Source organism: Haloquadratum walsbyi J07HQW2 (assembly GCF_000415985.1).
In the GTDB taxonomy this organism is placed as follows: Archaea; Halobacteriota; Halobacteria; order Halobacteriales; family Haloferacaceae; genus Haloquadratum; species Haloquadratum walsbyi_B.
This window is the reverse complement of sequence record NZ_KE356561.1, coordinates 1718888-1734488: the sequence shown is the minus strand read 5'-3', so window position 1 is coordinate 1734488 and position 15601 is coordinate 1718888. Positions and strand designations below refer to the sequence as shown.

Here is a 15601-nt window from a genome sequence, read left to right as displayed (position 1 = left end):
TCATAATGCGGGTCACACTACTCGGAACGGGGGATACGACTGGAACACCAACCGTTGGATGCGATTGCGATACCTGCGAGCACGCGCGACAACGCGGTATCGAACGAACCCGATTTTCTGTCCATATTGAAAATACTCGCCGAAATAAATCGGTCCTTATCGATTTTAGCCCAGACTTTCGACAGCAATTTCTTCAGCGTGATGTTTCATTCCCCGACGCTGGTGTCATCACGCACATTCATTTCGATCATCTCGATGGACTTGGGAATGCCTACCGGCTCTGTGATGACCTACCGATCCATGCAGCAAACGAGACCGATCCAAAGACAGATGAAAGCGTTTCTGAGACTGTCGCGAGAAAATATAGATATCTTGATCAGGTCACAATCAATCCACATTCTCCATTTGAGGTGTTTGAAGTCTGTGGTCTAAATATCCAACTCGTTCCTGTTGATCATCCGCCACTATACTGCTATGGGGTCGTGATTGAGGATCCTGTAACTGAAACAAAACTATCACTCTCTGGCGATACAAGCTATGGAGTTCCTCCTGATTCACAGGACGCATTATCAAACCCGGACTTATTCCTCGCAGATGCTATTGTTCCTGCTTCGATGTGCAAACACCATCCACACGGTGGGAAACATCACACTGAGGATGGGATCCCCCGAACGTTTGGAACTAAACATATGACACGCGAGGGGGCACGCGATCTTGCAACAACGCTTGATGCAAATAAAACGAGACTTGTACACACTGGACATTACTATCCTGCTGAAGAAGCGTTTGAAGATCCACTTGCCGTCGATGGTGAGGTATACGAGTTATAGCGAGTCTAGTTGGCTCATCTGAACCGGTCAAGTCCAGATTGTCTGCGTCGAACGCCAGGTGGGTTATGTGTCCACGGTGAACGTGTATCACGCAATATATTTTTATCCCAGTCTGGTGGCTCTGCGTGTGTATATTCTGGACAGTCAGTATCACAACTCTGTGCAGGATTGATCACACAGTCGAATTTTGCACAGTATGGTCTTCCATCTGGTTGTGTTTCAGCGTGTGCACATGTTGGAAGGGTATAATTTCGCCACCCCTTACCATACGCTCGCTCAGCGATTCGACGACGTGCACGCAGTTTTTCTTTACTGCTCACGGGATGAACTTCTGTATGATCTGAATGATCAGAGCCAAGCTCAATTCCAGGTGTCTCTGTTTTGAGCTCTGCTGGTTGTCTGATGACCGTACGGTCGTCTGTGTCTGAATCGAATTGCCAGACACCAACTGCGTCAGGAATCCTATTCAAATGAGCACGTGTCACATGTGTTTCTGTCGCTAGGATTACTGTATTAAAGAGACCAAGTGAGATATCTACTCGCAATTGTCGGGTAAGATCTCCTGGTCGGGTAAGATCTGGTTTGTTCTCAATTCCAATGAGTCGGTCAAACCATTCTGTGGGATATCTTGTTGTTTGTCTAATGTGATCATGTCCAGAATGATTCTCAACAGTGAAGAAATCCGCAGCAATCGCTTGTTCAATGGCAGCTTCTGTTGTTTGCGGTGACCCATCAATAGCATTCGATCGCCGAACAGATGTACCTACACCAGCCGGACCTGCGACTGCTCGCTCAGGAATCCGGGTATCAGTAATGCTTGAACGAGTATCAAAGTCGGAACCTGGGACAACACCACAGATGTCGATAACTCGACGACCAGGGTGCGCAACAGCAGCGCCAAGCTGTCGGCTAATTACCCATTCCGTTGTTGCTTCGAGATGTGAACAGAGTGCAAGCTCAAATGTAAACTCCTCTTGATCTGATGTGTGTGGTAGCGAGATGCGTGAGTTACCTCAATTAATGTTAGTTACTACTTTGATACCTCATGAGTGCTCCGGGTGTGGCATCTCGTTCAGGAATAACAATATGATGCCTCAATATGCTTATATTTATATTTACGTTTTGAGATCTGCAGCAGTGTCACTGTGCCAGTGAAAATATATACCGATCGTATTCATCCATACGTTTATGATCATCTCAGTGCCTTTCTGTCCCTACCTGTGTCCGGAGGCTTACCATTAGCAGTAACAAGATGACATACACGCCATCATTGATGTCTCGAAACGTGCATCATAATTATATGATGAGAAATATTGTTCAGCATAAGCACTTACTTAGAGTGTTCGCTGCACACTGACTCGCTACATTGAGTGACGAAACCGTATTGATTGACTCAGAAATGTCCTGTATCGCCACCACCATACTGTATCTCTCCGCCACGACCACCTTCGACCGTACTATTACCATGATCACCGGAACTTGGGACTTTCACGCGGACATCTTCAACATCATCGAAGTCCATGATCAGATCCGATTTAATATTCTCAGCAGTGAGATTTGATATTCCACAACCCGCACATGCACCACCGAGTTCAACAACTACCTCGCCGGTCTCAGGGTCGGCTTTCCGGACAACGCTTTCACCACCATGCATCTGTATAATTGGCATCTGACCAACCATCCAATTTTCAACACGGTGACGAAGTGATTCAGTTTGTGTTTGAGTTTGATCGGATTCGCTCATCAATATCACTTTGAGGGCAAGGATATGGAAACTTGCGGTTGGACCCAACAAAAAGGACCCTGTAGAAAAGTATATCATGGTTGATTATTCGCTCAATATTAATTCATCATAGACTCTGAATAGCTGAGTTGCCAGATTGTCTTGAGTTTGTAGACATCAGATAATATTGAAATAGGAGCGAAGTCCCCTGGGGTCAAACTCCAAGGCACCCGCCTTGTTCATCTGTAGAAAACCACCGTCGATTATCATTTCTGATCAGACATGAGAATCCACCGGCACGCTCACGATTTTATACTGTCTAACATTCACATCTGTGATCGATCCCCAGTGCCAGCGGTCAGTGCACTTGCGAGTGCCCCACGGACGACCACCTCATCACCAAGTGTCGTCAGCTTTATTTCAGGAATATTCGACATAACCATCTCATCCATTCGTTCACGGATTGGTTGCAACACTGCGTCAGGATTATTCAATGCAACGGCGCCACCGACGTAGATGACCAGGGGTGCGTATGCATGAACAATATTGGCAACACCCATTGCATTCCAGTGTGCGAGTTGATCAAGCACATATGCCGCGAACTCATCATCAGGTGCGCACGCAAACACATCAGCTGCGGAGAGTGCTGGATCATCGATTGGGATTGCTGTCTCAATTGGGTTTCTTGCATGTAGTCGCTTCGCATACTGTGGAATGCTGTTTCCTGAACAGTATGCCTCCCAATGACCATCGTGTCCGCACCCACAAGTTAACCGACCCTGTGGGTCAACAGTCATGTGTCCAATTTCACCGGCGTTCCCGTCCCATCCGGTGAGGACGCTGCCGTCAACACATACCCCCGCTCCAATCCCTGATGATATCGTGAGATATACCATGTCGTCTGGATTTCGATCAGCAAAAAACCGTTCACCAATCACCCCTGCATTCGTATCATTATGAAGGAATATCTGCTCTGTATCAAGCAACACTGATACTGGACCAGTAAGTGGAATTTGATCAATTGTATCCGGAAGATTTGCGGGATTCTCAACGGCTCCGGCGGCAAGATCAAGCGGACCGATCGCACCAATTCCAGCCGCTGAGACGGAGTCAGGCGTAATATTTGCGTCGGTGCACGCCTCACGAACGACACCGAGAACTGCCTCTGTAACCGCAATACCTGTTGGACCACTCGGCGTCGTATCATCACCGCGACCACATGTCGATCCGTCCTCACTAGCGACGACCGCACGGACGTTGGTTGCGCCAAGGTCAACGCCCACGTAGTAGGCCATTAGTTCATGTGGAGGCATCCCACCACTTAGTTAAATGGATTCAGACTGAGTGAAATACTGTTCAGCTCTATTTGATAGTCTATATTTATCAACATGAGACCAGTTTGTTGTTATACAATTTTGTACTTATATGATAGCTATATTATATTTCAAATTCATATTATACTATTGCATCCCTAGCTATGAACCCTACTCGCGCCGAGATTCTACCTGCTGTGATGACCAATAGTAGACACACTCAGGTGTCAGCATCGTTCAAATCGCTATATCACTAATAATCAGGGGCATCATCCTCAACAGCACGCTTCATCGACTCACGACGTGACTTTGCGTCTCGTCCAGTTGCCTCCTTCAAAAAGGTATTTTTCGCATCAACTGCATCGCTTGCGGCAGCAAGGTCATCGGGATCAAGTTCGCTTGGGTCACGTTCGACAAAATCGACAGCAAGCGTATCTTTTTTACTATTATACGATACGTCACCAGCAATAATCCGTTGAAAAACTGGATTGTCTGGTTCATCCACAACGTACAGATCACTTCCGTTGTATGATTCTGTATCAGTGATTGAACCAAAATATGACTCGATTGTTGTCTTCATTTCTGGGATGCGATCAGCGAGTGTTTCCCCTCGACGCATCTTGTACTCCTTCATATACCGCGATTCGACAGGAGGCGGTTTACTTGTTTCGTCATTACTTACCGTTCTCTTTCGTTAATATATTCATTCTGACATTCTGGACAGATATCACCGGCGCGCATTGATGAAATATCCGCCGGATGAGAATGTTCACAATGTGGGCAGTATAATTCAACACGAGAATCTGGAACTGTTGACTCCGGTCTACTGGTTTCTGAGACATGGGTAAATGACCGTGGTTTTGTATCATCACGCGCACTCAGATCGGTTTCAATCTGTTTTGATTCACTCTCTGCTGATCGGCTCTCGACCTGTGGTGTCAGCCCCTCACCACCAAACTCAATCGACACACGGTCAGCATCTGGCTGTGCAGTATATCCTTCATCCTCACCTGGTAGGTCTGGCCACGGTTCTGGAGCTGTCTGACTCTCTGCATCCAAAGTATTGCGCTCGCTTGTGGACCATTCTTTCCGAGTGCGACCTGATGAAGTCGTCATATCTTCTTTTGTGCTTGTTTCTTGCATCGTATCGGTATTGGATGTTGTTGCGGTCTCCCCAGTTGTGTTAGGGTCAAGTATTTCTGCACCGGTGTCAGTATATTGCTCTGGTGAGGATTCGCCGTCCTGCTCAACTGTCGTTGATTCCTCTGCATCTGCGCGTGCAGATATCTCGGTATCTGCAGGCCACTGTGTCTCATCATGCTCTGTTTCCCCGTTATCGAGTATGACAGCATCATCGACCGGCGAGTCATCTTGTGATGTATCCATTGAATCATCAACACGTACATGCGCACGATCCGGGGCACTCTCCCACCCACTGGAGGATGTGTTGGTCTCACCACCATCCGATGTGTCGATTTCATCGGTCTCAGTCGGTCGAATAGCGGTTACTTCCTTGTTCTGGCTGATAATCTGTTCAATATTGCACCGATTACAGGTTTGTGTTTTTCTCACCGTGGCAACAACTTCGTTACCACGTTCCTCGCGGGTATGTTCAATCTCAGGGTCGCCGAAGGTATGACCAAGGAACCGACATGTAAGTCCCATCAATCGCCGTTCCGACGCTGAGCGCAAAAAATCTATGCCTCTGTCTGACGGGTGACAGACATTCTATAATAAACAAACTCGCGACAGTCATTATAATCGACATGATGAGCGGGAAGCCTCGAAACGTGTAAAACTGATGGGACTGAATAAATATTTATGAGAGCGCGGCGCGAATTTAGAGATCGTCCAGATGTCGAAGTAGCTGTTCTCGATGCGCTCGCTGACCGCGCTGATGAAGGGATGACTGTTTTTGAAATCCGTGCAGCTGCCGACGTTGATATTGATACAATTGAAGATGCGCTCGCAACGCTCAAATCAGATGATCTTATTTGCGTCGAGAATGGAGATGATCGCGTCGTCATACGTGCTGCCGATCGCGTTATTCCCAATCCTGATGCAGAGACTCAACCCGAGAAAACCCTTGTCGATACGCTCCGGGAAAAATTTGGATTATGATCTGTGTTCGTAACAGATCCGACAGCCAGACCAGTATCATGGCCTCCTCGCTGCCTGTGGGCACCTGATCCAGCAGACCGAATTTGATGACATAAATAGACAAGAGAGTGTTTTCTATGTTCAAAATAAACAACCAATTATGACAGTTGTGACAGAGATACATGACAACCACGGCGCGATGTTTGAACAGCGCGGCGGGCGTCAAGTCGTTCGTGATTATGGACGCCCTGACCGGACAGCACTTGCAGTTCGAAAGGGCGCTGGGATTATTGAACGAGGGTACGGTATCATCACAGTCGAAGGCGATGACCGAGTCGAGTTTGTCGATGATACACTCTCAAATCAGGTTCCAACGAGCGATGGACAGGGGGTATATGCACTCCTCCTTGATCCGAATGGGCGAATTGAAGCTGATATTTATGTGTATAATGCGGATGAGCGACTCCTTTGTTTCACACCACCGAATGTCGCAGCAGAGATTGTTGATCAGTGGTCTGATCGTGTCTTTATCAAAGATGTTCAGATAAACCTCGCTTCTGAGGAATTTGCTGTCTTCGGTGTGCACGGTCCACAGTCTACTGAAAAAGTTGCAAGTGTTCTCAATGGGGCTGGTGCCCCTGAGCCATCATTAACGTTTGTACGTGGGTCAATGGGCGATGAGGGCGTCACGGTCATCGCTGGTGACAATCCCCTCGGTGAGGAAAATTATCAAATTGTCTGTAGTGCTGATGTCGCTGATCGTATCTTTGAGACATTATTAACATATGGATTAAATGGGGTCCCATTCGGGTATCAAGTGTGGAATGCACTCGCCGTTGAAGCAGGGACACCGCGGTTTGAAACGGAACTTGCTGATCAAATTCCAAATGTTCTCGGTGTCCGGAATGCCCTTGACTTCGAGAAAGGCTGTTATATCGGACAGGAAGTTGTCTCAAAAGTCGAAAACCGTGGACAACCGAGTAAACGAATTATTGGTCTCCAATTAAATCAGATAGTTGAGACAGACTCAACAGTCACTGTTGATAAAAATAGTGTCGGAACGATAACAAGTGTCGTCGAAAGTCCATCAATTGAGACATCAATTGCACTCGCACTGATTAAATTCAATACGAAACTTACCGACGATAAGAAAATAACTGTTATCTCAGATGATGGTGCTTCGATTGAGGCTACAATAAAAACACTTCCATTTGTTGAGGGAAGTGCTGTTTCTGCTCGGATACCGACATATCCCGAACTAACCGCTAAAACAGATATGTAGTGTGTATATTGAGCATTAATTGTAAATCGTTGCTCATACAGTAGTTATCTCAGTGCTTAGAGTGATCGCATACTACCATTTCACGCGGTTTAGTAATAAATACCACAAGATGCGACTCTACAAACCTAAGAGAATTTACCTGCCGACAAGCGCCCGAAGCTGGTCTCGTGAAAATAGCGATGATGGTCGATCCATGTGCACAGCAATCTCACCGGAGAGTGCGCGAAGACCAGCTTGTTGAACCACTGGCGGAAGCGAATATGCTCGTCGGATCCACCGTCCAAGCGCAATCTCACTCGACAACTCTTCTCGCCAAGCTTGGTCATAATCACGGAGTGTCGCCGGATCATCCGGCTCAATCGTTGCAGCGGCTGCGTCTGCTGCTGTCATTCCATATAGAATTCCACCACCAGTGAACGGTTTCGTCTGTGCTGCAGCGTCACCAATTAAAAATACACGACGAGTGTGAATTCGATTGGGTGGTCCAATCGGGATTGCTCCTGAACAGAATTGCTCTGTTTTAACATTATATGTGTCTGTCAGCTGATCAAAAAGCTCCGGCACTGACTCACTTGGTGGTGCCGCAAGTCCATACTCAACCCCTGCTTTCCCTCGAGGAATCCGCCATGCAAAGAACTGTGGGGCAGTCAAGTGAACATCAACAAAGTCTGCATTATCAACCGTCGAATCAAACGCAAGGACACCATGTAATAGTTCATGTGGCTCAGGAAGCCCTGACTGCCGACGAACGCGAGAAATAGGTCCGTCGCATCCGGCAACCATCCGTGCGTGGAATTTCTCTTCACCCTCACCATGAGAAACGGTAAGAGTGACTCCACTATGCTTTTCATTAATATCTGTCACGGTATGTTCTTCTCGTACATCAGCTCCACACTCTTGTGCTGCTGTTGAAAGTGTTTTGTCAAGATCAACCCGATCGATGACATTTGACACCGCTTCGCGTTTATAGAATGGGTGTGAATCAGTCTGCGGACCACCAACATGAAATCGAGCCCCATGGATCTCATTTTGCCTGAGTTCCGCCTTTTTTTCATCTGGCACATACTCCCAAATATCTGTACTCACGTGTCCAGAGCAGGCAAGTGGTGTTCCGACTGTCCCTCGCTCGAAGGCGATAACATCGTAACCTGCAGTAGCGGCTTCACGGGCAAATCGAGCTCCTGCTGGACCAACCCCGACTACCGCAAAGTCATACATAATATATCGGTATCAGCTTTATTATAATATATTGTTTGTCATTGGATACAAATTAGTCAGTCTCAAAACAATGATCCACTTTCTCCGTATGCAGCAACGACAATAACACTCGTGTAACTGTCAGTGTCTGGACGCCCCTCTGCGGTTTCAACTATCACCTGACGATTATCGACTGACCAATCGCGAAGTGTCGCACCAGACGAAAGACCATCGCTAACTGTCTGACGGACAATTTCAGGATCTGTCCCGGTCGCTTCATAGAACAGCCCAGGACCAGATCCGGTTGTCCACCCAAGTCCTGCAGCGACCTGCTCAGATTCAGCAGTCGTTACACGTGCTTCAACGACAGTTAATTGATTTCCAATCGGACCAAGGTCTGGAGCAGACTCAACGACCTCAACAGTCGCTTCGGCTGGGATTACAGAAGAAATGGTCGTCAAATTATAGTTGTGAACATTTGCTGCAGCGAGTGCAGCGTCATATGATGCCATTGCTGTTGACGCATGTCCAACTCCACGAACAACAAAAATATTCTTCACGCACTAACAGCGATGATACAAGATATAATGGATTGCGATTTTATAGATTACTTTCGAGATATATACATCGATTTAAATCCAGAATTCTCATCTTATCCATCTGAGAACTCGCAGTGTAGAGAAGACTCATGTAATTCAGTGTCGATAATTCCGTGATGATGACATGTGTTATCATAGACACTTATTGATATATGTCATAACTGAACGATGGAATACTAATTACGGCAGAAAATGTCATTTTTTCAATAGACCTCCGACCGATTCGATAATTTGGCACCAAATCCAACTCCTCTGCAAGAGCGGACAGTTTGAATCAGTGCGCTTGATTTAATAATTGAATACCTATCAGTATCAGTTTCAGTTTTGATCAATACTGATACGTCGTTGGTCCTGGGATTGTTGTCTCTTCGGTTGAGTCCTCAAGCTTCTCATGAGCATCATCAAAATCACGCCGACGCACTTCAGTGCGGTCATCGCGAATGGCGAACATTCCCGCTTCCGTCGCCAGTGAGGCAAGGTCTGCACCGGAGTACTCATTAAGATCCGATACAAGCTCGCTGAAGTCAACATTATTAGCAACATTCATTTCGCGAGTGTGAATTTCAAGGATCTTTTCGCGACCTTCGTGAGCAGGCTTTGGCACTTCAATAAGTCTATCAAAACGCCCCGGACGAAGGATCGCCTCATCTAGCATATCAAATCGATTTGTTGCTGCAATAATCCGGATCTCTCCTCGCTCATCAAAGCCGTCCATCTCTGAAAGTAACTGCATCATCGTTCGTTGAACCTCAGCATCTCCGGACGTCTTTGAGTCTGTTCGCTTCGAAGCAACGGCGTCGATCTCATCAATAAAGATGACTGCGGGTTCACGCTCAGCAGCGAGATCAAATAGGTCACGAACGAGGCGTGATCCCTCTCCAATGAATTTTCGAACTAGCTCTGAACCCGCCATCTTGATGAATGTCGCATCTGTTTCATTGGCAACAGCTTTTGCAAGCATTGTCTTTCCGGTTCCTGGAGGTCCATGCAACAACACGCCCGATGGTGGCTCGACGCCGACCTCCTCGAATAGTTCGGGATTGGTAAGTGGATCTTCAACTGCCTCACGAACTTCACGGACCTGGTCGTCGATTCCACCAATATCCCCATAAGTAACCTGTGGTGAGGCATCAATCTCCATTGCTTGTGCTCGTGCGTCGGTCTCATCATCGAGCACTTGTTGAATTGCGAACGAATCATTAATTGCGACGCGGTCACCAGCCTCAAGATCTCCATCAAGACGCGATGAAAGTTCTGTAAGTACTTCCTGATTGTTTCCATGCTGTTTGATGACGACCTCACCATTGTCGGTGAGCTCCTCAACACTTGCAAGGTATAATGAAGAAGTCTTGAGTGTCTCATTTCGTCGGTTGAGCTTATCAACTTCTGATTGCAGTTCAGACTGTGTCTCAGTTGCATCAGTTAATCGCTCATCAAGCTCTTCATTGACCGTAAGTAGTCGCTCGTAATGCTTGCGGATTGCAGAAAGTCGTTCTGCGTCTGACATCTCGGGGTCAAGATCTAGACGCGGGCGCTCTGGGAGAGACGGACTCCGTGACATCGGTTGTTTTTATTTACGGTCACATATACATGTGCCTTTGGGTCATCACATTCGTCGATATAATACCTAAGCAGTCACTCAGTATTATTCATTCGTTCGCGCTGATAACTCCCATCGTACATCGAGCTATGCGCAGCCTCTGCGAGAACAAATTGTGCGACTCGTGCACCGTGTTCAAGCTCAACTGGGTGATGAACCTGAAGAAGCCCCTCACCACGACCTTCATATCCAGCATCCCAAACAGCAGTGTTAAGCATGCATGAATTCCGGAGTAATGACGAACGCGGATAAACAAAGCCAATATGTTCTTTAGGAACAGCAATTCGCTCGGCGTATGTTATGATATAGCCGCCTGGATCAAGACTGAATAGACCCTCTGGTCCAGTGAGTGATTCACGTGTTCCGATATCTTTACTCTCAGTCCCAATCCGACCAGGAGTTTGCTGTGTGAAAATATCCGAAATACGGAGGTCAACACCATTTGGCTGTACCTGTTCACCGTCTGTTGGAGTAACATGTGTTGCTGTGAACTCACCAGCACGAAACATACAGATACTACAAATAACTCATACATAAGATACTATCTTTGCATTCTTTCACGTGTATATTTAGTATCTTAGTAGTATGGATTCATATATCCCATCCGGAAAGCCATCTATATGTTCATAGACGTCAGAAAAATGTAAACCGAATACAGAGGATATTATATCTACACAAATAATGTATTGTTATTTACTTCACTCTGAGTTGTATGATTCACCTCCTGCGTTGAGATATGGTTAGAAACCTTGATTATTCAGTACATCCGAAGTAAAGATATCTGTATGTTCTTGCTGTTTGGCCATAGTCAGTATTATTCACATTTGGCGTAATACGGCTTCTTAATACCTAATATGTGTACAAGAGCCACACTTGTGTGGGTAAACACATTGGATTTATACTCATAGGTCGCCGATTAGTTACCGTTATGGGACAAACGCTTACTGAAAAAATTCTTGATGACCACCTCGTTGAAGGGACACTTGAGCCTGGCGAAGAAATCGGAATTGATATTGATCAGGTACTGACGCAAGATACGACTGGCACGATGGTCTGGCTCCAGTTTGAAGCACTTGATCTTGATGAAATTCAAACGGAACTGGCCGCACAGTATTGTGATCATCAAACATATCAGTTTGATTTTAAGAATACTGATGACCATCGTTTCCTGCGTTCGGCAGCGGGAACCTACGGTGCTTACTTCTCACAACCAGGGAATGGAATTTGTCACAACGTACATAAAGAAAACTTTGCAGCACCTGGAAAGACACTGCTTGGATCTGACTCGCACACGCCAACACCTGGTGGGCTTGGTCAGTTTGCAATCGGAGCAGGCGGACTTGATATCTCTGTCGCCATGGGTGGTGGAGCATACTACGTCGAGATGCCAGAAGTCGTGAATGTTCGTCTCGAAGGTGAACTTCCAGAATGGGCAACAGCTAAAGATGTCGTTCTTGAGATGCTTCGTCGGTTATCAGTGAAAGGTGGGGTCGGGAAGGTATTCGAATACACCGGTCCTGGTGTCGAGACACTCACTGTTCCCGAGCGAACGACAATCGCCAACATGGGAACCGAGCTTGGTGCAACCTCCTCGATTTTCCCAACGGATGATCAAACATATGATTATCTTGCTCGACAGGGGCGTGAAGATGAATACGTCGAGCTTGAACCTGATACAGACGCCGAGTACGCTGATGAACTCGTTCTTGACCTATCAGAGCTTGAGCCTCTTATTGCGAAACCATCGATGCCAGACAACGTCGTGCCAGTCCGTGAAGTTGCCGGTAAGTCCGTTGAGCAAGTTATTGTCGGATCATGTACAAATGGCGGGTATGGTGACATTCTTCCAGCGGCAAAGATGGTCGAAGATCGGGAAATAGATATGGGGACTGAGATGATCGTGGCGCCAGGTTCAAAACAAGCATCCGAACTGCTTGCCCGACAGGGCTGGACCGCTGAAATGATGGCTGCTGGTGTCAACTTCTCAGAAGCAACATGTGGTGCCTGTATCGGTATTGGTCATGTTCCAGCATCTGATTCCGTGTCGCTTCGAACATTCAATCGGAATTTCGAAGGGCGCTCTGGCATTGAAGATGACTCTGTATATCTGTGCTCACCAGAAGTAGCCGCAGCTGCTGCAGTCAAGGGTGAAATTGTTGACCCACGAGATCTCGCTGAGGAAGTTGATGATCTTGAGCCGCCAGGAATGGAACTTCCTGATTCCTACGATGGCTCAAAAAGCGATATTATCGAGCCAACCGAATCCATTGATGATGACTTGATCAAGGGTCCAAACATCGGTGATGCGCCAATCGGTGAACCACTTGGTCCAGATATCGCCGGTGAGACACTACTGAAAATGCAAGATAATATTACGACAGATCATATTATCCCGGCGACCTCTGATATTCTCAAGTTCCGGTCAAATATTCAAAAACTCTCTGAGTTCACCCTTTCGCGTGTTGATGATACGTTTGCACAGCGTGCGATTGAAGCCGACGGTGGTGTCCTTGTTGCTGGTGAGAACTACGGACAGGGCTCCTCACGCGAACACGCAGCAATGTGTCCACAGTATCTTGGCGTTGAGTCCGTTCTTGCACAATCGTTCGCACGTATTCACAAAGCGAATCTATTCAATTTCGGAATTCTTCCGCTACAAATTGATGAAAAAACGTACGAACGAATCAATCAGGGTGATGATATTGAAATTGTCACTGATGTTGCTGAGGCTGTTGACAACGGTGAGACTGAATTCACAGTCCGTGTCAACGATGAGTGGGAAACAACTGCTACACTCGGTGCCTCGGAACGTGAGCGCCGTATTCTGAGTGCAGGTGGAAAACTACGACTTACGAAACAGCAGTATGAAAGCGACACCGGTGGTGCTGCACCTGCAGACGACTGAAACGACACTCACGTACTCGTTTATTCGATAAGCCGGCGGTTTTTTGTTCTATAGAATCAATATAGTAGTGTGATTGATCCGGCTGACACTGCCTCTCAAGCTGATAATATGAATATCCGTGCAGTTGAGCGTGCAGATCTTCTTGATATCCTCCGGATCGAACGTGCTTCCTTTGAGAACCCGTGGCCATACCAGGCATTTCTGTCTGCGCTTGACGATCCTGTATTCTTAGCCGCAACAGCCGCCGAAACGGCAAATATACATGGGTATATTATTGCTGATATAATGCCAAATCATGGACGCGACCGTGGACATATCAAGGATCTTGCTGTTGCGCCATCTGCACGTCAAAAAGGCATCGGACGAACCCTTCTATGGACTGCGATTAGACAACTCGCTGCCACTGGTGCGGTGACAATAAAATTAGAAGTACGAGCAGAAAATATGTCTGCGCAGTCATTATACGAATCAGTTGGATTTGAGGTCTCACGTCGCGTGCCACGGTACTATGATGACGGTGAGGATGCACTTATCTTGATTCTTGACTTAGAATCTTCATGATTATATTCTCTATAGACGCATGTAGAGGAATCCTACCGGGGACTTCAGATATTGTATCATAACTATTGATATTCAGATACATTATTTGTGTCAGAATATTAAATATAATTTTGAAGCGTCGTAGCGATTCAACGATTATTGTCCAGAGCCAATCTAAGAAATCGGTGAAAGTCTTGAGCCACTCAGCTTGGTTCATGAAATTATTGTTAGATGAGGAGCATATGAGTCGTCGCAACCTTGTGTCGTGAGTTCATATCGTATCTATGGGCTATGCTTGTCCTGTATGTGAGACTCCACAGCAAGATGCAGCACATCTTGCAGATCATCTTGCATTCACAGCAATCGTTCATACTGACGATCACGAGTCTTGGCTTGAGGAACACGTTGGTGATTGGGGAGCGTATGGCACCGATGAACTAGCTGAGATTGTTGTTGAATTCGCTACCTCAGTCAAATACGATCAAGTGTTTGAGGACACAGTCCACAGACAACGTGGTCGACAGATGCATGATCATAGCCATCATACCGACTCAGCAGACTCCGAGGTCAGTATCGATGCAGTGAGTGATACTGTGGAAACTCAGATTGATGGAGAAACACACAGTATACTTAAGGAAGCACGTGAGTTGACGGCTCAGATGATCCATACCGATGATGAGGATCCTGACGGCGCTGAAGACACCGACACGCAAAAGCAATTAACGAATGAAGACGATGACTCAGCGAATACTGATGAATAACAATTCAATTACTCATATCATGAGTGCTATGATTGATATCAGTCAAAACGCTGATACTCATACTGATTGCTGATACAAACAGATATAATAAACTGAGAATATGACGAACGAAGACAATACGACAGAGGCGGCCACGAACGAGTTAGACACCCTCGGTGAACTTGCACCGACATCAACAACAACGGTTCATAATCAATTTGATTCACTCGGATCAACTGCACAGACCGTCGTCAGAGAGATCGCAACCGCAATGGGATTTGATCGCGAGGAGTATAATGACCGTATCACGAGTGAGGTACTTGAGGCGGCACGGGAGACCCTGTTCGCGGAACAATTAGCTGTAAGAGTTGGCTCACGGGATGAGTTTGAACAATGGGTTGATTCACACCCTGCTGTCAATGTTGAGCAGATGGGAAGTCCCAATGTTGCCCGCGTTGCATGGCACCATGCACCTTTCAGTGATGATGTTATTGCTGCTACGTTCCAGAATGAACAGACAGCTGCAGTCAGCACCCTTCGTCGACACAGTTTTGGTGAGATTTACCGACCAGTAATCGAGGATGAGCCATCAGCTGATACTGATATTCAAGAATAACTGAATCATTTTGTATCGATACTGTGTCTTTCTCCGATATGATTCAATCTTATTTTTTATTCTTGCTACAAGATATCAAGTATCTACAGGTTGAGTAGAGCGAGTGCCTCGGGGCTTGACCCCGAGGCAGTTTACCATCGACTTATTAACTAGATA

The 15601-nt window shown here is 46.6% G+C and carries 16 protein-coding genes; 7 read left to right on the top strand and 9 right to left on the bottom strand.

Annotated elements, in window-relative coordinates; genetic code table 11:
* Nucleotides 1–5: 5 nt before the first annotated feature.
* Nucleotides 6–830 (top strand): MBL fold metallo-hydrolase, encoded by an 825-nt coding sequence (locus J07HQW2_RS08060; protein WP_021054950.1) that lies wholly within the window; start codon nucleotides 6–8, stop codon nucleotides 828–830.
* 14 nt (nucleotides 831–844) lie between these two features.
* On the opposite strand, the gene J07HQW2_RS08055 is transcribed toward J07HQW2_RS08060, so the two are convergent.
* From J07HQW2_RS08055 to J07HQW2_RS08035, 5 genes are all read right to left on the bottom strand, one after another.
* A complete protein-coding gene (locus tag J07HQW2_RS08055; protein WP_048075202.1) occupies nucleotides 845–1831 on the bottom strand; it encodes a DUF5787 family protein in 987 nt (328 codons plus the stop codon).
* 392 nt (nucleotides 1832–2223) lie between these two features.
* Nucleotides 2224–2574 (bottom strand): NifU family protein, encoded by a 351-nt coding sequence (locus tag J07HQW2_RS08050; protein ID WP_021054947.1) that lies wholly within the window; start codon nucleotides 2572–2574, stop codon nucleotides 2224–2226.
* A gap of 305 nt (nucleotides 2575–2879) precedes the next feature.
* Nucleotides 2880–3848, bottom strand: a complete 969-nt coding sequence (locus J07HQW2_RS08045; RefSeq protein ID WP_048075201.1) for an ROK family protein — start codon at nucleotides 3846–3848, stop codon at nucleotides 2880–2882.
* 271 nt (nucleotides 3849–4119) lie between these two features.
* Entirely contained in the window at nucleotides 4120–4500 is a 381-nt protein-coding gene (locus J07HQW2_RS08040; protein ID WP_021054945.1) for a DUF5611 family protein, read from the bottom strand.
* A 44-nt stretch (nucleotides 4501–4544) separates the two neighbouring features.
* Nucleotides 4545–5531, bottom strand: a complete 987-nt coding sequence (locus tag J07HQW2_RS08035) for a DUF7093 family protein (RefSeq protein WP_021054944.1) — start codon at nucleotides 5529–5531, stop codon at nucleotides 4545–4547.
* Between the two features lie 156 nt (nucleotides 5532–5687).
* On the opposite strand from J07HQW2_RS08035, the gene J07HQW2_RS08030 reads away from it, so the two are divergent.
* Nucleotides 5688–5987 carry a DUF6432 family protein gene (locus J07HQW2_RS08030; RefSeq protein WP_021054943.1) on the top strand — a complete coding sequence of 100 codons (300 nt, stop codon included), beginning with the start codon at nucleotides 5688–5690 and terminating at the stop codon, nucleotides 5985–5987.
* 139 nt (nucleotides 5988–6126) lie between these two features.
* Nucleotides 6127–7248 (top strand): CAF17-like 4Fe-4S cluster assembly/insertion protein YgfZ, encoded by a 1122-nt coding sequence (locus J07HQW2_RS08025; RefSeq protein WP_021054942.1) that lies wholly within the window; start codon nucleotides 6127–6129, stop codon nucleotides 7246–7248.
* A 135-nt stretch (nucleotides 7249–7383) separates the two neighbouring features.
* Here the strand turns inward: J07HQW2_RS08025 and J07HQW2_RS08020 are convergent, their stop codons facing one another.
* The 4 genes from J07HQW2_RS08020 to J07HQW2_RS08005 form a co-directional block, all read right to left on the bottom strand.
* The gene (locus tag J07HQW2_RS08020) at nucleotides 7384–8466 is read right to left on the bottom strand and encodes a geranylgeranyl reductase family protein (RefSeq protein ID WP_021054941.1); all 1083 of its coding nucleotides are present in this window, start codon (nucleotides 8464–8466) and stop codon (nucleotides 7384–7386) included.
* A gap of 62 nt (nucleotides 8467–8528) precedes the next feature.
* Nucleotides 8529–9005 carry a pyruvoyl-dependent arginine decarboxylase gene (locus tag J07HQW2_RS08015; RefSeq protein ID WP_021054940.1) on the bottom strand — a complete coding sequence of 159 codons (477 nt, stop codon included), beginning with the start codon at nucleotides 9003–9005 and terminating at the stop codon, nucleotides 8529–8531.
* A gap of 367 nt (nucleotides 9006–9372) precedes the next feature.
* Nucleotides 9373–10605 (bottom strand): proteasome-activating nucleotidase Pan2, encoded by a 1233-nt coding sequence (locus J07HQW2_RS08010; protein WP_021054939.1) that lies wholly within the window; start codon nucleotides 10603–10605, stop codon nucleotides 9373–9375.
* A 74-nt stretch (nucleotides 10606–10679) separates the two neighbouring features.
* Nucleotides 10680–11153 carry a deoxyuridine 5'-triphosphate nucleotidohydrolase gene (locus tag J07HQW2_RS08005; protein ID WP_021054938.1) on the bottom strand — a complete coding sequence of 158 codons (474 nt, stop codon included), beginning with the start codon at nucleotides 11151–11153 and terminating at the stop codon, nucleotides 10680–10682.
* A 419-nt stretch (nucleotides 11154–11572) separates the two neighbouring features.
* Here J07HQW2_RS08005 and J07HQW2_RS08000 point away from each other — a divergent pair, with 419 nt between their 5' ends.
* From J07HQW2_RS08000 to J07HQW2_RS07980, 4 genes are all read left to right on the top strand, one after another.
* On the top strand, nucleotides 11573–13549 hold the full coding sequence (locus J07HQW2_RS08000) for an aconitate hydratase (RefSeq protein WP_021054937.1): 1977 nt from the start codon (nucleotides 11573–11575) through the stop codon (nucleotides 13547–13549).
* A 69-nt stretch (nucleotides 13550–13618) separates the two neighbouring features.
* Complete coding sequence (gene rimI / locus J07HQW2_RS07995) at nucleotides 13619–14110, top strand: ribosomal protein S18-alanine N-acetyltransferase (protein WP_021054936.1); 492 nt, start codon at nucleotides 13619–13621, stop codon at nucleotides 14108–14110.
* Between the two features lie 263 nt (nucleotides 14111–14373).
* Nucleotides 14374–14850, top strand: a complete 477-nt coding sequence (locus J07HQW2_RS07985; RefSeq protein WP_021054934.1) for a DUF5810 domain-containing protein — start codon at nucleotides 14374–14376, stop codon at nucleotides 14848–14850.
* Between the two features lie 100 nt (nucleotides 14851–14950).
* Nucleotides 14951–15445 carry a DUF5809 family protein gene (locus J07HQW2_RS07980; RefSeq protein ID WP_021054933.1) on the top strand — a complete coding sequence of 165 codons (495 nt, stop codon included), beginning with the start codon at nucleotides 14951–14953 and terminating at the stop codon, nucleotides 15443–15445.
* The last annotated feature ends 156 nt before the right edge of the window (nucleotides 15446–15601 follow it).